Origin of the sequence: Micromonospora sp. NBC_01699, assembly GCF_036250065.1 — a bacterium.
In the GTDB taxonomy this organism is placed as follows: domain Bacteria; phylum Actinomycetota; class Actinomycetes; order Mycobacteriales; family Micromonosporaceae; genus Micromonospora_G.
This window is the reverse complement of record NZ_CP109199.1, coordinates 5,926,941-5,943,949: the sequence shown is the minus strand read 5'-3', so window position 1 is coordinate 5,943,949 and position 17,009 is coordinate 5,926,941. Positions and strand designations below refer to the sequence as shown.

Annotated in this window: 12 protein-coding genes; 6 read left to right on the top strand and 6 right to left on the bottom strand. The window is 71.8% G+C overall.

Going from position 1 to position 17,009, the window contains the following annotated elements:
* The first annotated feature begins 17 nt into the window (after positions 1 to 17).
* Positions 18 to 401 (top strand): DUF3040 domain-containing protein, encoded by a 384-nt coding sequence (locus OG792_RS24030; protein ID WP_326556762.1) that lies wholly within the window; start codon positions 18 to 20, stop codon positions 399 to 401.
* Between the two features lie 369 nt (positions 402 to 770).
* On the opposite strand, the gene OG792_RS24025 is transcribed toward OG792_RS24030, so the two are convergent.
* Genes OG792_RS24025 through OG792_RS24015 form a run of 3 tightly spaced genes read right to left on the bottom strand, consistent with a single transcriptional unit; the run spans position 771 to position 5,598 of the window.
* Positions 771 to 3,236, bottom strand: a complete 2,466-nt coding sequence (locus OG792_RS24025) for a transglutaminase TgpA family protein (RefSeq protein ID WP_329102476.1) — start codon at positions 3,234 to 3,236, stop codon at positions 771 to 773.
* Positions 3,233 to 4,531: a DUF58 domain-containing protein gene (locus tag OG792_RS24020; RefSeq protein WP_329111405.1), complete on the bottom strand. Its 1,299-nt coding sequence runs from the start codon at positions 4,529 to 4,531 to the stop codon at positions 3,233 to 3,235. Before OG792_RS24020 ends, OG792_RS24025 begins: the two co-directional genes overlap by 4 nt.
* 2 nt (positions 4,532 to 4,533) lie before the next feature.
* Complete coding sequence (locus tag OG792_RS24015) at positions 4,534 to 5,598, bottom strand: AAA family ATPase (protein ID WP_329102473.1); 1,065 nt, start codon at positions 5,596 to 5,598, stop codon at positions 4,534 to 4,536.
* A gap of 412 nt (positions 5,599 to 6,010) precedes the next feature.
* Between OG792_RS24015 and leuS the strand changes: the two genes are divergently transcribed.
* Positions 6,011 to 8,857 (top strand): leucine--tRNA ligase, encoded by a 2,847-nt coding sequence (leuS, locus tag OG792_RS24010; protein WP_329111403.1) that lies wholly within the window; start codon positions 6,011 to 6,013, stop codon positions 8,855 to 8,857.
* Positions 8,858 to 8,953: 96 nt separating this feature from the next.
* Here the strand turns inward: leuS and OG792_RS24005 are convergent, their stop codons facing one another.
* Genes OG792_RS24005 through OG792_RS23995 form a run of 3 tightly spaced genes read right to left on the bottom strand, consistent with a single transcriptional unit; the run spans position 8,954 to position 11,692 of the window.
* Positions 8,954 to 9,652 (bottom strand): TVP38/TMEM64 family protein, encoded by a 699-nt coding sequence (locus OG792_RS24005; protein ID WP_329111401.1) that lies wholly within the window; start codon positions 9,650 to 9,652, stop codon positions 8,954 to 8,956.
* Between the two features lie 20 nt (positions 9,653 to 9,672).
* On the bottom strand, positions 9,673 to 10,407 hold the full coding sequence (locus OG792_RS24000; RefSeq protein WP_329111400.1) for a type 1 glutamine amidotransferase: 735 nt from the start codon (positions 10,405 to 10,407) through the stop codon (positions 9,673 to 9,675).
* A gap of 37 nt (positions 10,408 to 10,444) precedes the next feature.
* Entirely contained in the window at positions 10,445 to 11,692 is a 1,248-nt protein-coding gene (locus OG792_RS23995; RefSeq protein WP_329111399.1) for a MurT ligase domain-containing protein, read from the bottom strand.
* A gap of 445 nt (positions 11,693 to 12,137) precedes the next feature.
* Here OG792_RS23995 and mraZ point away from each other — a divergent pair, with 445 nt between their 5' ends.
* From mraZ to OG792_RS23975, 4 genes are all read left to right on the top strand, one after another.
* Positions 12,138 to 12,569 carry a division/cell wall cluster transcriptional repressor MraZ gene (mraZ, locus tag OG792_RS23990; protein ID WP_329102471.1) on the top strand — a complete coding sequence of 144 codons (432 nt, stop codon included), beginning with the start codon at positions 12,138 to 12,140 and terminating at the stop codon, positions 12,567 to 12,569.
* 206 nt (positions 12,570 to 12,775) lie between these two features.
* Positions 12,776 to 13,909, top strand: coding sequence for a 16S rRNA (cytosine(1402)-N(4))-methyltransferase RsmH (gene rsmH / locus OG792_RS23985; RefSeq protein WP_329111398.1), 1,134 nt, complete (start codon positions 12,776 to 12,778; stop codon positions 13,907 to 13,909).
* Positions 13,906 to 14,637 carry a hypothetical protein gene (locus tag OG792_RS23980; RefSeq protein WP_329102470.1) on the top strand — a complete coding sequence of 244 codons (732 nt, stop codon included), beginning with the start codon at positions 13,906 to 13,908 and terminating at the stop codon, positions 14,635 to 14,637. The genes rsmH and OG792_RS23980 overlap by 4 nt, the downstream gene beginning before the upstream one ends.
* Position 14,638: 1 nt before the next feature.
* On the top strand, positions 14,639 to 16,927 hold the full coding sequence (locus OG792_RS23975; protein ID WP_329102468.1) for a peptidoglycan D,D-transpeptidase FtsI family protein: 2,289 nt from the start codon (positions 14,639 to 14,641) through the stop codon (positions 16,925 to 16,927).
* Positions 16,928 to 17,009 lie beyond the last annotated feature (82 nt).

The following is a 17,009-nucleotide window of genomic DNA, read 5'->3' as shown; positions in this document are numbered from 1 at the left end:
GACCGGGGAGGAGTGCCGTGCCGCTCTCGGAGCACGAGCAGCGGCTGTTCGAGCAGATCGAACAGTCGCTTGCCGAGGACCCCAAATTCGCCTCGGCTGTGCGTGCCAGCGACCCGCGTTTCCACGCGCGACGTCGCCTGCTCGTCGCCGCTGGCGTGATCATCGCTGGCCTTGCACTGGTCGTTTACGGCACGGTGGACAAGACTCCGCTCATCGGAGTGGCTGGCTTCGTGGTCATGCTCGGTGCGGCCGCGTTTGCGATGCAGTCCCATCGCAAGGCGCAAACGCCCGATCTGCGCGTGGTCGGTGGTTCGACCAGTCGGCGCACGCGAGGTCGGCGGATGTCTTTGCTCGACCGTCTCGAAGACCGGTGGCGGCAGCGGCCGGAAGGCCACCGCTGACATCGGGTGGTTCCGCCTTCGCGGGTTCGCCCGCGAGGCGGCTTCGCCGGACACCTCAGACGGTATCCGGCGATGATGTCTGTTCACTTTCCGGTGATTCGCCCTAACGAGATCCCCCTCGTCAGAATCCCCCCAATGCTGCCCAACCCCCCAACCCCCCAAGCCCCCCTCCCTCCTCCCTCCTCCCTCCCTCCCCCCACTCCGCCCGCGATCTAGGGCATATGGTGGCTTGTTGATCTCTGATCACCACCATATGCCCTAGATCGCGGAGCAGGGGGGCAGGGGGGCAGGGGGCGGGGGAGGGAACCCGTGGGCCCGGAACCGAACACTGGTTCCGGGCCCCACGGGTTTCCGCTTACCTACTGCCGGCTACCTCGCCCGGTTGGCGAGCAGTCGGCGCGGGCTCCAGCGGAGCAGGCCCTCGCGCAACCGGCCGTTGGCCGTGACGAACCGGCCCGAGCCGTCCATGATCGCCAACCGCCAGCGCAGCAGCACCGACGGCGGCAGCACCGCCGCCAACAGCCGGGTACGCCGATCCGCCCGAGCCGCGAGGGAGTCACGTACCGCGCGCAGGGCCGGGTTCAGTTCCTCACCGGTCAGCGGGGCGCGGGCGTACCTCGCCCGCTCCTCGGCCCGACCGAGCAGCCGGGCGGCGTCCGCCCCGCCGGCACTGAGGCCCTCGGCCACCAACCGGTCGGCGGTCGCCCGAGGCGTCTCCGTCCGGTCCACGTCGACCCGGAAGTCGACCATCGTGTCGACCAACTCGTCCCAGGCGGCGTGGGCGTCGGCGCGGGCCCGTTCGGCCTCGGCACCGGTCACCACCACCCGAGCCACGCCCGGCGGCGGATCACCGTCGGCCGAGGTGGCCACGGTCGTCGCCGTGGCCGTGGCCGTCGCCACCTGCCGGCGCCGCCGCATCGAGGCCCGCAGCAGTCCCGGTACGGCGAGCAGCAGGAGCACCGCCAGTACCGAGCCACCGGCCCAGTACGGCCAGGTGGTCGCCGAGGCGGCGACCTGCCCGTCGGCGCCCACGATCCCGTCGTCGAAGCCACGGTCCAGCCGATCGTCCGGGTTCGGCCCGGCCGTGCTGCCCGCGCCCGGCGCCGCGCTCGGCACCGCCGCCGGGGCGACCGGATCGGGCGCGTCGGTGTCGGGCGCGTACTCGGTACGGGTCGAGCCGGTCACGTTCGCCGCCGGGGTGGCGTCGAACGGGACCCAGCCGATGCCGGAGAAGTAGACCTCGGTCCAGGCGTGCATGTTCAGGTTCGTCAGCGTGTACGTGTTGTCCTGCCGGCCGCTGCCGACGGTGAAGCCGAACGCCACCCGGCTCGGGATGTCGGCCGCCCGGACCAGCCAGGCCAGTGCCGCGGCGTACTGCTGGCAGAAGCCGACCTTGCTGGTGAGGAAGTTGACGATGTCCTCACCGCTGGTGCCGCCCTGGGTGCTCAGGCTGTAGCTGAAGCCGTTCTGCCGGGAGAAGTAGTCGTAGAGCGCGCGGACCTTCGCGTACTGGGTCTGCTTGCCCTCGGTCAGCCGGGTGACGAGTTCGTCGACCTGCGGCACCGGCGGCACGTCGGTGAACTGCCGCTGGATCGGGTCGCTGCGCGACAGCGGCGGCACCGCGTCCAGCACCTTCTGGCCGTACGTCGACCGGACGTAGTCGAACGAGTACTTCTTGCCCTTGGACTGCCGCCGGCTGGAGAACACGGTCTGGGTGCCCCGGTCGTAGAGCCAGTTCGCGTCCAGGTTCTGCACCGACAGCGGGTTCGAGTAGATCGGCAACAGCGGCATGTTGAAGTTCGTCACCTCGACCTGCGCCCGGTACGTCTGGAACGACACCCCCGGTGCCGCCGAGGCGCGCGGATCGGGCATCCGGTTCAGCGGTGTCCCGGTCGGCGTACGGACCTCGAAGCCACCCGAACGCAGCTGGTCCGCCGCCCCGAACCGCAGGTAGAACGGATCGGGCTCGTTCGTGGTGACCTTCACGTAGTCGGTGACCGTGGTCTGGTTGAGCTGGCCGCGCAGGGCCGCGAACAACTGGACCCCGCCACCGGCGCCGCCCCGGCCGTTGCCCTCGCCACCGGCCCCGGTGCCGCTGTTGTTGAACCGGTTGAGCAGCCCGTCGGTCATCTGCGGCGCGGCCAGCGGCAGCAGCACCGCCAGCACCACCCCGACCACCGCGAGCCGCCGGCCCGCCGCCGCCAGCGGGGACGGCTCCCAGATGTCGACGTCGCGTCCGTCGCCGGTGAACCGGCGCCCGAAGTGCCGGACCCGGTTGACGTTGTCGGCCACCAGCAGCCACAGGAAGCCGACCGAGCCGACGACGAACGGCACCGCCGGCACGTTGTCGACGTACACCGCGACCGGCACCGAGTAGATGGCGAGCATCGGCAGCCCGGCCAGCGCCGGCCGGCGCAGCCCGACGGTGAGCAGGTCCACCACGATCGCGACCCCACCCACCCCCAGTACGGTGACGAAGAGCAGCCCCTTGGTGTCCGGCACCTTCACCCCGTACGACTGCATGTCGGTCGCCGAGGCGCTCAGCAGCGAGCCGAAGTGCGCGATCGTGTCGGGCGTCGGCAGCACGCCGAGCAGTTCCTCGCCGCTGCCGAACAGCCAGGTCAGGCCGAGCAGCAACGCGCCGAGCATGCTCAGCGCCTGGGCCCAGACCGGTGCCCGTAGCGCCCGGGTCAGGGTGGCGACCCCGGCGATCAGCGCGACCGCGAGCGCCGACTGGAGCAGCCAGGTCCACCGTTCGAAGATCGCCGACAGCGGCGCGGCGGCGAGCAGGGTGGCCGCCGCGGCGACGAACCCGAGATGACGTCGTCCCCTCATCGCATCCCTCCGGCGACCGTCTCGGCCATCGCGGCCCGCCAGGCGAAGCCCTGCGACCCACGGGCGGCCTGCGGCCAGAGGGCGGGCATCCGGCTGCCGTGCTCGACCGGGATCACCCGCCAGCCGCTCTGCATCAGTGCCAGCACGGCGGCGCCGTGGGCGTGGTCGGCCTCGGTCCGCGCCGGTGCCGGCAGGGTGAGCCAGGTGGTGCTGTCGACCAGGAACGCCAGGCAGGTCGCGCCGTTGCCGCGCAACCCGGCCAGCACCTCGGCCTCGGCGACGCTCAGCGTGCCGAGGATGGCGATCACCAGGCCGCCGTCGGAGCGCTGCCGGACCTGCTCGACCAGCCTGGCGACGTCACCGCGCTGGCTCAGCCGTACGTCGGCGAGGTGGTCGAGCAGCAGGCCCTCGCCGGCGCCCTCGTTCGCGTCGGCGTCCATTCCGGAACCGGTGACCAGTCGCAGCTTGTAACCGGACTGGCGCAGGTGCACGGCGACGCTCGCGGCGGCCGAGACCGCCCACTCGAAGCTGGCCGTCGGCCCCTCGCCCCGGTGCGCCGTGGCGCGGGTGTCCAGCACCACGGTCGCCCGGCTCTCCCAGGGCTGTTCCTCCCGCCGCACCATCAGCTCGCCGGTGCGGGCGGTGGACTTCCAGTGCACCCGGCGCAGGTCGTCGCCGCGCCGGTACTCCCGGGTCGCCGCGTCGTCCTCGCCGTGCACCGCCACCGAGCGGGCCCGGCTGTCGCCGGTGCCGGCGTACTCGCCGGCCAGTCGCACCTGGGGCAGCGGGGTGACCTGGGGGATGACGGTGAGCCGGTCGACGCTCGGGAACGCGCGGGTCAGCTCGCACAGCCCGAACGGGTCGGTCAGCCGGACCACCAGCGGGCCGACCTCGTACCGGCCGCGTACGTCGGCGCGCACCGTGTACGCCACCGAGCTGGCCTGGTGCGCGCCGAGCCGTTCCAGCACCACCCGGGGCCGGCTGCCCAACGCGTACGGCAGCCGGTCCTCCAGCAGCAGCGTCCCGGTCGGCAGCCGGGACATGTTCTGTAGCCGCAGCACCACGCGGGAACTGGCACCGATCGGCACCCGCTGCGGTTCCAGCGACCGGGAACAGGCCAGCTTGTACCGGCTGCGGCCGACGTACGCGGCGGCCAGCAGCGGCAGTACGCCGAGCAGCACGGCCACCCGGAGCAGGTCCCGTTCACCCAGGATCGCCGCGGAGATGGCCGCCGCCACCGCCGCGGCGAGGAAGGACCGGCCACGGGTGGTGAGACCGCGCAGTGCCTCGCGCACGGTCACCGCCTCCGCGGCTCGTACTGGGATCGACCCTTGCCGTCCGGGGGAGTCGCCGGCCGGGTGTCGTACTGCGAGCGCTGCTGCCGTTCGTGTGGCAACGGCAGCCGGTGCACCAGGTCGGAGACGACCGCGTCGGTGGTCCGCCGGGCGAGCTGCGCGTCCGCCGTGGGGATGATCCGGTGGGCGAGCACCGGTACGGCGAGGGCCTGCAAATCGTCCGGAAGGACGTAGTCCCGACCCTCCAGTGCGGCTACCGCACGGGCGGTGCGCAGCAGTTGCAGGGTGGCCCGGGGGGAGGCGCCGAGGCGCAGGTCCGGGGCCTCGCGGGTGGCGGTGACCAGGTCGACGGCGTACTGCTTGACCGCGTCGGCGACGTGGATGTCGCGTACGGTCGCGATCAGCCGGCGTACGGTGGCGGCGTCGGCGACCGGTTGCAGCGCGTGCAGCGGGTCCCGGCCACCGTGCCCGTCGAGCATCGCCAGTTCCGATCCGGCGTCGGGATAGCCCATCGCGATCCGGGCGGTGAACCGGTCGCGCTGCGCCTCGGGCAGCGGGTAGGTGCCCTCCATCTCGATCGGGTTCTGGGTCGCGATCACCATGAACGGGGTCTGTAGCTCGTAGGTCACCCCGTCGACCGTGACCTGGCGTTCCTCCATGCACTCCAGCAGCGCCGACTGGGTCTTCGGGGAGGCCCGGTTGATCTCGTCGCCGACGACCAGGTTGGCGAAGACGGCGCCCGGCTTGAACTCGAAGTCGTGCGTCTCCTGGTTGTAGACGCTGACCCCGGTGACGTCGCTGGGCAGCAGGTCGGGGGTGAACTGGATCCGGCGGACCGAGCAGTCGATCGAACGGGCGAGGGCCTTGGCGAGTTTGGTCTTGCCAACCCCGGGAACATCCTCGATCAGGAGGTGGCCCTCGGCGAGCAGGACGGCGAGCGCGAGCCGTACCGTCGCGGTCTTGCCCTCGATGACCTGTTCGATGTTGGCCACGATGGCTTCGCTGGCGGTACGGAACTCGTCGGGTTGTAGTGCGCCGCCCAACTCGTCCCACGTCTGTTGTGTCACGGGCCTCCTCCTCGTCGCAGCACGGCTTCTTCTCTGTCCAGACTCGCTGGGACGGCCGTAAGGTTCGCGGGAAAATACGGTCGCGGGGCGCGCCCGGATCAACCGCATGGAATCAGGCTAGCCGGAACTCACGCTCAAGCCGACCACACGTACGGTCCTGCTGACCGGTCGGCCCCGTACCGTCGACCCGTGGAACCGGGCGCGACAGCCCGTCGGGTGAGGGCGTAGACTCCGCGGCATGGCCCGGGCCTACCTGCTTCTTAGCGAGCCGTGCTGACGCCACCGAGCGCGACAGCACGGCTACCCCTCCTGTGTGAGGGGCTTTTTTGTGCCCGGATATGCATGCCCTGAAATGCGAAACGTGCCCGTGTACGCACAACGGTGAGCGCGGCGAGGAGACGACGTGACTGACATTGTCGAGCCGGCGGCGGATACCCCGCCCTTCCGGTACACCGCCGCTCTGGCGGGGGAGATCGAGCAGCGGTGGCAGGACCGCTGGGAGAAGTGGGGCACGTTCCACGCGCCGAACCCGGTCGGGCCGCTCGCCGACCCGGACCACCCGCGAGCCGGTGCGGAGAAGCTGTACGTGCTCGACATGTTCCCGTACCCGTCCGGCGCCGGGCTGCACGTCGGGCACCCGCTGGGCTACATCGGCACCGACTCGTACGCCCGCTACCAGCGGATGGCCGGTCGCAACGTGCTGCACGCGATGGGCTTCGACGCGTTCGGCCTGCCGGCCGAGCAGTACGCGGTGCAGACCGGCACCCACCCCCGGACCACCACCGAGGCGAACATCGAGCGGTACCGGGCGCAGCTGCGCCGGCTGGGCATGGGGCACGACGACCGGCGCTCGGTGGCCACCATCGACGTCGACTTCTACCGCTGGACCCAGTGGATCTTCCTACAGATCTTCAACTCCTGGTACGACGACGAGGCCCGCAAGGCCCGCCCGATCAGCGAGCTGATCGCCGAGTTCGAGTCCGGCATCCGGGCCCTGCCCGACGGCCGGGCCTGGGCCGAGCTGTCCGGGCCCCAGCGGCGCGTGGTCGTCGACGACCACCGGCTGGCGTACGTCTCGCAGGCACCGGTCAACTGGTGTCCGGGTCTGGGCACGGTGCTGGCCAACGAGGAGGTCACCGCCGACGGGCGCTCCGACCGGGGCAACTTCCCGGTGTTCAAGCGGAACCTGAAGCAGTGGAAGATGCGAATCACCGCGTACGGTGACCGGCTGCTGGAGGACCTGGACCGGCTGGACTGGCCGGAGCCGATCAAGCTGATGCAGCGCAACTGGATCGGCCGTTCGGTCGGCGCGCACATCGACTTCCCGATCGCCCCGCCCGCCGTCGACATCGAACCGATCCGGGTCTTCACCACCCGCCCGGACACCATCTTCGGTGCCACCTACGTGGTGTTGGCCCCCGAGCACGAGCTGGTCGACCTGCTGACCCCGGCCGCCTGGCCGGCGGGGACGAAGGACGCCTGGACCGGCGGGCACGCCAACCCGAGGGCCGCCGTCGAGGCGTACCGCGAGGCGGCCGCCGCCAAGACCGACGTGGAACGGCAGGCCGACACCAAGGAGAAGACCGGTGTCTTCGTCGGCGCGTACGCCACCAACCCGGTGACCGGTGCGCCGATCCCGATCTTCGTCGCGGACTACGTGCTGGCCGGTTACGGCACCGGGGCGATCATGGCCGTACCCGGACAGGACGAGCGGGACTGGGCCTTCGCCGAGGTGTTCGACCTGCCGATCGTCCGTACCGTGGCGCCGTCGGCCGGCTTCGACGGCCACGCGTACACCGGGGATGGCCCGGCGATCAACAGCGCCGCGCCGGAGCGCGGCCTGGACCTGGACGGCCTGGCCGTGACCGAGGCCAAGGCCAGGATCATCGATTGGCTGGAGACCAACGGGTACGGTCGGGGCGCGGTCACCTTCCGGCTGCGCGACTGGCTGTTCAGCCGCCAGCGTTACTGGGGCGAACCGTTCCCGATCGTCTACGACGAGGCCGGCACCCCGATCGCGCTGCCGGAGTCGATGCTGCCGGTCGAACTGCCCGAGGTGGAGGACTTCGCCCCGCGCACGTTCGACCCGAACGACGCCAACTCCAACCCGGAGACCCCGCTGTCGCGCAAGGCCGACTGGGTGGAGGTGGAACTGGACCTGGGCGACGGGCCCAAGCGCTACACCCGCGAGACCAACGTGATGCCGCAGTGGGCCGGTTCCTGCTGGTACGAGCTGCGCTACCTGGACCCGACCAACGAGACCCGGTTCGTCGACCCGGACAACGAGGCGTACTGGATGGGTCCGCGCGACGCAGGCGACCCCGGCGGCACCGACCTGTACGTCGGCGGCGCCGAGCACGCCGTGCTGCACCTGCTGTACGCCCGGTTCTGGCACAAGGTCCTGTACGACCTGGGGCACGTCTCGTCGGTCGAGCCGTTCCGCAAGCTGTTCAACCAGGGCATGATCCAGGCGTACGCGTACACCGACGAGCGGGAGCGTTACGTCGAGGCCGCCGAGGTGGTCGAGCGGGACGGCTCCTGGTTCCACGGTGACAACCAGGTCACCCGCGAGTACGGCAAGATGGGCAAGTCCCTGCGCAACGTGGTCACCCCGGACGACATGTGCGCGGCGTACGGTGCCGACACCTTCCGGGTGTACGAGATGTCGATGGGCCCGCTGGAGGTCTCCCGCCCGTGGGAGACCCGTGCGGTGGTCGGGTCGTACCGGTTCCTGCAACGGGCCTGGCGCGCCCTGGTCGACGAGAACACCGGCGCCTCGCGGGTGGTGGAGTCACCGGCCGACGAGCCGACCCGGCGGCTGCTGCACAAGACCATCGACGGCGTACGGGCCGACATGGACGGGATCCGGTTCAACACCGCCATCGCGAAGCTGATCGAGCTGACCAACGGCCTGACCCGGCTGGCCGGCACGCCCCGCGAGGTGGCCGAGCCGCTGGTGCTGATGCTGGCGCCGTTCGCCCCGCACATCGCCGAGGAACTGTGGCAGCGACTGGGCCACGACACCTCCCTGACGTACGCGTCCTTCCCGGTCGCCGACCCGGCCCTGCTGGTCGCCGACACGGTGACCTACCCCGTCCAGATCAACGGCAAGGTCCGCGGCCGAGTCGAAGTCCCCGCCAACGCGTCCGAGGAAACCGTCCGCACCGCCGCCCTAACCGAGGTCGCCGACCACCTGGCCGGCAAGCCCCCCCGCAAAGTCATCGTCATCCCCAACCGCATGGTCAGCATCGTCCCCTAACCCCTCGATAGCGTCGATCTTGCAGTTGTGGTGCCCGTATTGCTCCCTTTCGAGCGATATGGGTACCGCCACAACTGCAAGATCAACGCGGGGGTGTTACGGGGCGGGGGAGCGGCGGTGGGCTTGTTCCGCCCTGCGCCAGCGGGTGATGAGGATGGCGGCGGCGATTAGGCCGAAGCTTGCCGGGGCTACTGACAGCCAGTTGAACTCGTCAGGGTTGGCTACCGCGGCACCGATGGCGGCGTAGCCGAAGGCGGACGGAACCGAGGCCAGGACGCTGCCGATCAGGAACGGGACCACCCGGGCGCCGGTGGTGCCGTAGCCATAGCTGACCAGGCCGAACCCGCCGATCGGCAACAGCCGTACGGTGATCACGCCGAACACGCTCTGTCGGCTGAACCAGCCGTCGAGGCGGGCCAGCCGGCCGCGTACCCGTTCGGCGACGAAGTCGCGGCCGAGCAACCGACCGACGGTGAAGCCGAGCGCGGCGGCGACCAGCGCGGCGGCCAGGGTGTAGCCGGCCCCGCCGAGCGGGCCGAACAGCGCGCCCCACGCCACCGTGATCAGGGTCCGGGGGACCAGGGCCACCATCAGCAGCGCGCCACCGAGCACGGCGGCCACCGGGGCGGCCGGACCGAGCCGGTCGACCAGCCGTGGCGCCGCCGCCAGATCGGGCTGTACGAGCAGCAGCGCCAGGCCGAACAGCCCGAGGATCAGCAGCAGCGACCCGAAGCGCAGCACGGAGCGCTGCCGCAGCAGCGAGCGGAACCGCACGTCCGACAGCTGCCGCAGCAGCCGCCGGAGGTGCGGGGCGGTCACGACCGGGCGGCGGCCACGCCGGCCACCCGCTCGGCCCGCAGTCGCTCCTGCCAGGTGTCGTTGAGCGGCGGCAGGTTGTTCACCCCGGTCGCCCAGCGCAACAGCAGGTCGGCCAGGGCCGGGTTGCGGGCCAGCGCCGGCCCGTGGGAGTAGGTGCCGAGCAGTTTCCCGCGCCACGCGCCCTCGCTGCTGCCGTCGTTGCCGATGCCGGTGCTGACCCGGGCCAGCGCGGAGACGCCGGGGCCGAGGTGGGTACGACCGCCGTGGTTCTCGAAGCCGCTCAGCGGCGGCAGCCCGAGGCGGGGGTCGATCTCGCCGGCGAGTTCGCCGACGGCCCGCGACGGCCCCCGGTCCGAGTTCAGGTCCAGCAGGTCCAGCCCGGCGCACTTGGCGCCCTTGGCGAAGAACGAGCCGCCCAGCAGCTGGTAACCGGCGCAGACGGCGAAGACGACCGAGCCCTGGGCGACCGCCCGGTGCAGGCCACCGTCGGCGATCAGCCGCTGCGCGCCGAGCGCCTGCGGCCCGTCCTCGCCGCCGCCGAGCAGGTAGATGTCGGCGCTGGTGGGCAGCGGCTGGTCGGAGCGGACCTCGATGGTCTCCACCGGCATGCCGCGCTGCTGCGCCCGGCGGGCCAGGATCAGCATGTTGCCCCGGTCGCCGTAGGTGGAGAGCAAATCCGGGTAGAGCCAGGCGATCCGCAGCGTGCTTTCCGAGCCGCTGGGCGAGGCCATCGCGTACCCGCTCGGCTGGTCGACCGGGAAGTACGAGTTAGTTGACACGGTCCAACTCCGCTCGGATGTCCTGGAACGCGGTGTAGTTCGCGATCACTTCGAGCCGGCCCGGCGGCACCGCCGAGACCGCCTCGGTGAAGGTCTGCACGTGCCGGAACGGCACGTCGTTCACGTCCAACCGGACCGCCAGGTCGTACGCCCGGTCGCCGGTGATCAGCACCTGCCGGCCGCGCAGCGGCGAGAAGTCCACGTCGAACAGCCACGAGGTGTCCAGGCCGTCGGGGTCGCGGGCGTTGATGGAGAGCAGGGTCGGCGCGTGGTCGGCCATGTCGAACGCCTCCAGCCAGCTCGCCGGGTTCTTCGCCAACAGCAGCCGGATGTTGCGCCCGGCGCGGACGACCTGGGCGTACCGGCCGGCGACCGAGGCGACCCCGCCCAGCCGGGAGACCGCGTCGGCCGGCCGTACGCCGAACTCGGCGGCGACGGCGAGCGCGGTGGCCGCGTTGCCGAGGTTGACCCGGCCGGGAAGCTGGAGCACCACCTTGTGCCAGGCGCCGGACGGGTCGAGCACGCCGTCGTCCTCGACCACCCACTGCGGCTCGGGCCGGCGCAGCCAGCAGCCGGTGCACCACCACTGGTCCTGGGCCCGCTCGATCGGCGAGCCGCACTCGGGGCAGACCCACGAGTCGTCGTGCCAGCGCTGCCCGGCGCTGAACCAGGTGACCGTCGGGGTGCTCAGGTTCCCGCTGCGCATCTCGGGCGGGGTCGCGGCCCAGACCACCATCGGGTCGTCGGCGTTGGCCACCACCCGCAGCTCCGGGTACCGCACCAGGGCGGACCGCCAGAGCTGGGCCATCATGCTGACCTCCTTGGCCCGGTCGAGCTGGTCCCGGGAGAGGTTGAGCAGCGCGACCACGTGCGGCTCGGTGGCTTCGAGGACCTGGGCCAGGTAGTGCTCGTCGACCTCCAGCACCGCGTACGGGGTGTTGCCCGCCTTGGCCAGCGCGGAGGTGTGCCCGCTGGGCATGTTGGCGCCGAAGGAGTTGGTCGCCACCGGGCCGAGTACGCCCACGGCGGCGGCGGTCAGTCGGGTGGTGGTGGTCTTGCCGTTGGTCCCGGAGATGAGGGCGATGGCCCGGCCGGCGGCCAGGTGCGCCAGCAGGTCCGGGTCGATCTTGAGTCCGATCCAGCCGCCGATCACCGAGCCGTCGCCGCGGCCGGCGGCCCTTGACAGCGCAGCCGCGGTACGCGACACGGAGCTGGCCACCTTCGCCCGCAGGGGCATTCTCGCGTCCGTCACGCGAGCGAGGTTACCGGACAGCCACATCGCCTCATTCCCCTCCACCTTTCCCGTCCCCTCGGGATGCTCCCGCCGGACCTTGATCCCTCCACTTTCCTCCCGGACCGGGGCGCGCGGGCCCGATGTGCCGGTGACGGTCACCCGAACGGCACCGGAAAGGCGCGTGACGGGTGCCGGCGGGCGCTACTCGGGCCCCATTTGATCTTTGTCGGAAAGCGGACGCCGGGCGGGCGCCGCAGCCCCCTCCACTTCGCACCACCCCCTCTGACGTGCAGTTTTGCGAATGACACCGTCGTGGTTTCCCTGCGTTTCCGGTTGCGGGTGGAGGGAAGTGGAGTAGAGTGGGGCCCAATGGTGGGGCCGGGAGGGCCTGCCGGCCCGGGGGACAGCGGCGCCGCGAACGCCGCTGGAAGGGCGAGGGGGTTGGGCCGTGTTTCTCGGCACTCATACCCCGCGCCTGGACGAAAAGGGCCGGCTGATTCTTCCGGCCAAGTTCCGGGACGAGCTGGCGGGAGGTGTCGTGATCACGAAGGGGCAGGAACGCTGCCTGTACGTCTTCCCGACGCCCGAGTTCCAGCGGATCGCGGATCAGCTGCGCGAGCAGCCGATGACCCACAAGGCCGCTCGGGCGTACAGCCGGGTGTTCTTCGCCAGCGCGCACGACGAGGTGCCGGACAAGCAGGGCCGGGTGATCATTCCGGGCCACCTGCGGGAATACGCGGCGCTCGACCGTGAGCTGGTGGTCATCGGCGCGAGCACCCGGGTGGAGATCTGGGACAAGCGCGCCTGGGAGACCTACCTCGCGGAAAGCGAAGACGACTTCGCCGACATCGAGGAGGGGGTGTTGCCCGGCGGGCTGTAGGGCGGGCCGACACGCCCGACGTACTGCGAGATCTCCAGCCGCTCCTGTTCCTGGCGCCTCTTCCCCGGTGCCAGGCGCGCGATCCGCTGACCGGCCTTACCAGGGGCGGGTCGACGGGCCAGAGCGGATGGGGATCTGGCGGTATGACGAGCGGTTGACAGCATACAGACGTGAACAGACAAGGAAGCCGGTCAGTGGGGGTCGACATGGGGGAGCTGCGCGGCACGCACGTGCCGGTGTTGCTTGAGCGGTGTCTTGAGCTGCTCGCCCCCGCGCTGGACCGGGGCGACCGTACGGTCCACGTCGACGCCACGCTCGGCCTCGCCGGTCACGCCGAGGCGGTGCTGGCCGCGTACCCGCGAACGATCCTGGTCGGGCTCGACCGCGACCCCGAGGCCCTGGCACACGCCCGAGCCCGGCTGGCCCGGTACGCCGACCGGATCCACCTGGTGCACGCGGTCTACGACGAGCTGCCGGACGTGCTCGACCGGCTCGGCCTCCCCGGGGTCGACGGGCTGCTGTTCGACCTCGGGGTGTCGTCGCTGCAACTCGACGCGCCCGACCGCGGGTTCGCCTACGCCCAGGACGCGCCGCTGGACATGCGGATGGACCAGACCCGCGGGGTGACCGCGGAGGAGATCGTCAACAGCTACACGCACGGTGAACTCGCCCGGATCCTGCGGCTTTACGGCGAGGAACGGTTCGCCGGGCGGATCGCCTCGGCGATTCTGCGGGAGCGGGAACGGTCCCGGATCACCTCCTCGGCGTTCCTCGCCGAGCTGGTCCGGGACTCGATCCCGGCGGCGGCCCGCCGGACCGGCGGACATCCGGCGAAAAGATCGTTTCAAGCGTTGCGGATCGAGGTAAACCGGGAGCTGGCCGCGCTGGAGGCGGCGCTGCCGGCCGCGTTGGACGCGCTCACGGTGGGCGGTCGGCTGGTGGTGCTGTCGTACCACTCGCTGGAGGACCGGATCACCAAGCAGGCGTTTGCCGGCCGGGCGCGCAGCACCGGCCCGGTCGACCTGCCGGTCGAACTGCCCGGCACCGGCCCGACGCTGCGGTTGCTCAACCGCAGTGCCGAGTTGCCGAGCGAGGCGGAGGTGGCGGCCAATCCGCGGGCCGCCTCGGTACGACTGCGGGCGGCGGAACGGATCGATCCGGACCGGGCGACCGGTCCGACGGAGAGTGGGCGGGCCGACCGCGAGCGGCCCCGTCGACGGGCGAAGGCATTGCACGCCCCCGGTGCCGTGGCGCTGGGACGGTCCACCCAGGACCGGAAGAAGGGGCCATCGGGGCCAGGGGACGAAGGCGGGACGGCAGTAGAGGGGGAGGGGACATGAACGTTGACAAGCGCGACCACCGGGATCAATCCGGTGCCCAGCCGCGTACACCACGGTCGGGGGGCCGGACCGTGGCGGAGCGGACGACGACCGAGCGGAGCACCCGTACGGCTGGGGCGGTGCCGGGTCAGCAGACTCGTGCCCGGGGGGCGCGCGAGTTTCCGACGCCGGGCAGTTTCCCGACCCAGGGCAGTGCCGCGCTGCGGGCACCGGAGCTGGCTCCGACGCCCGCCCGGGACCACGCCGAGCGGGCGCGGGAGCGGGCCCGGGTGGCGCACCCGGCCGGCGGCGCGGCGCAGCGGGCCCGTGACGTCGCCCGTGAGGCGCACCCGGCCGGTAGCGGTCGGGTGGAGGCGCCTCGGCTGCGGGTCGCTCCGCCGATGCCGGTGAGCGTGCCGCAGGCGCCCTTCGTCGGGCTGATCCTGGCGGTCGTGGTCGGTGGGGTGCTCGGGGTCCTGGTGGTCAACACCAAGATCAACGAGAACGCCATCCGGCTGGACAAGCTCCAGCGGGAGCAGGCCACGCTCGACCTCCAGCAGCAGCGGCTAGACAAGGAGATCGCCGACGCCCAGGCACCGGGCAACCTGGTGGCCCAGGCCCGCAAGCTGGGCCTGGTCGAGTCCGGCACCAAGGCTTTCATCCGGCTGCCCGACGGCCAGGTGGTCGGCATTCCGCAGCCGGCCGGGGGGCAGCCCGCCATCACCAGTCAGCAGAACGCGGGGGGTTAGCGTGTCGCCACGCTCCGATGAACCGCGCCGGGACGGCTCCACGTCCCGGCGCGGTTCGTCACAGTCCGGCTCGGAGCGGGACACCGGAGCACGCGGTGCCGGCCGGGACACCGGAGCGCGCGGCGCGAACCGGGACACCGGCGGCCGGGGGGTCGGTCGGGGCGGTGCCACCGACGGCGAGCCGGGCCTCGGCGGGATCTCCGGTGCGCGGGCCTACACGCCCCGGGGCCGAACCCTGCGGGACGCTCCCGAACTGCGCCGTACGCCCAGGTCCACCCGATCGGCGGACCCGTTCCGACCCGCGTTGCAGGTGCTCGACGGCGGCCGGACCAACGGTGCGCGGACCCGGCGCGAGGCCCCCGAGCCCGCCGCCGGACGCGGCACCGGCACCGGGCGACCGGTACCACCGCGCGCCGCCCGAGCCGCCGACGTCGCCCGGCCGGTGCCCGCACCCCGGCGGCGGACCGGCACCACCACCACGAGCGGTTCCGGTCGCCCCGGCGCCGCGCCGCGCCGCGCGCCGCGCAAGCCGCCCAGCCCGCCCCGGCTGGCCGACTCGCGCCTGCGGCTCCGGCTGGGCACCATGCTCGCGCTCGCGCTCTTCGCCACCGTCGGCATCCGGCTCGTCGTCCTCCAGGTCGTGCAGTCCCCGGCGTACGCCGACAGCGTCGACGACCGGCTCAAGCCGGTGATCCTCGCCGCTCCGCGCGGCTCGATCTACGACCGGTCCGGCGCGGTGCTGGCACACAGCGTCGAGGCCCGCTACGTGTACGCCGACCCGACCATGGTGGAGGACCCGGCGGACGCCGCCGCCAAGCTCTCGCCGCTGCTTGGCATCCCCCGCTCGACCCTGGTCGCCGACCTGAGCCGGACGAAGGGCGCGGACGGCTTCGTCTCCCAGTTCCAGTACCTGGCCCGGGGAGTCGAGATCGACACCGCAAAGCAGATCATGGAGCTGAACCTGGCCGGCATCGGCACCGGCCAGGACGAACGCCGGGAGGTGCCCGGCGGCGACCTGGCAGCCAACCTGATCGGCTTCATCGGCGACGACATGAGCGGTCTGGAGGGGATCGAGGCCCGGTACGAGGAACTGCTGCGCGGGGTCAACGGCAAGCGGGTCTTCGAGGCCGGCCGGGGCGATCTGAACAGCCCGATCCCCGGTGGCTACGACAAGGTGGTGACCGAGCCCAAGCCGGGCAGCTCGCTCCAGCTCACCATCGACCGCGACCTCCAGTGGGAGTGCCAGCGCATCCTCAGCGCGGCGGCCCGCGAGGAGAAGGCGACGATCGCCGCCGCCATCGTGATCGACATCCGGACCGGCGCGGTGCTGACCCAGGCGAGTCATCCGACCTACAGCGCGGCCGACTGGAAGAAAAGCGTGGGAACCGACCGGGAGGATGCCGCGACCGGTTTCGTGGTCGACCCCGGCTCGGTGCACAAGGCGATCACCTTCGCCGCGGCGCTGGAGGAGGGCGTGATCAAGCCCGGTGACACGGTCACCGTCGGCAACAGCATCACCAAGGGCGGCAAGGTGTTCACCGACAGCCACAAACTGCCGGCCGGCGTCAACCAGGCCAAGATGAGCCTGCCCGGCATCCTGGCCTACTCGTCGAACATCGGCACGATCAAGATCGCCGACCGGTTGGGCGCGCAGAAGCTGTACGACTACCAGCGGAAGTTCGGGTTGGGCGAGGCGACCGGCGAGGGGGTGCCGGGCGAGGCGACCGGCCGGGTGCTGCCCCCGGACCAGTGGAGCGGCTCGGCGTACGGGTCGATCCCGATCGGGCACAGCGTCGACGCGACCCCGTTGCAGATGGCCGCCGCGTACGCCACGATCGCCAACGGCGGCACCTGGATCCAGCCGCACCTGGTCGCGGAGACCATCGCGCCGGACGGCACCCGTACGCCCGCCCCGGCGCCGAAGACCCGGCAGGTGATCAGCCCGGAGAACGCCGCCGCGCTGCGGGAGATGATGGAGGCGGTGGTGACCGTGCCGGACGGCACCGGCACCAAGGCCGCCATCCCCGGTTACCGGGTGGCGGGCAAGACCGGCACCGGTTCACGGGTGCTCAACGGCTCGTACGCCCCCGGCGAGGTCGCCTCGTTCATCGGCATGGCCCCGGCGGACCAACCGCGGTACGTCGTCGCGGTGTTCGCGTACACCCCGGGCGGTGGTGGGGGCGACGTCTCCGCACCGGTCTTCAAGAAGATCATGAACTTCGCGCTGACCCATTACCGGGTGCCCCAAACGGGGACCAAACCGCCGAAGTTTGTTGTCTATCCCCGCTGAGCGGCGAATACGGGACATCATCGGTGGGTGCGGGCAAACCACCGGGGCGGCTGTGTGGTGCGGGTCCCTCGACCCGGTAGGG

Excerpts from the sequence above, each read along its gene's own strand:
- OG792_RS24025 (WP_329102476.1), bottom strand. The coding sequence starts at position 3,236 with ATGAGGGGACGACGTCATCTCGGGTTCGTCGCCGCGGCGGCCACCCTG.
- OG792_RS24000 (WP_329111400.1), bottom strand. The coding sequence starts at position 10,407 with ATGGCCTCGCCCAGCGGCTCGGAAAGCACGCTGCGGATCGCCTGGCTC.
- OG792_RS23995 (WP_329111399.1), bottom strand. The coding sequence starts at position 11,692 with ATGCCCCTGCGGGCGAAGGTGGCCAGCTCCGTGTCGCGTACCGCGGCT.
- rsmH (WP_329111398.1), top strand. The coding sequence starts at position 12,776 with ATGGGGGAGCTGCGCGGCACGCACGTGCCGGTGTTGCTTGAGCGGTGT.
- OG792_RS23980 (WP_329102470.1), top strand. The coding sequence starts at position 13,906 with ATGAACGTTGACAAGCGCGACCACCGGGATCAATCCGGTGCCCAGCCG.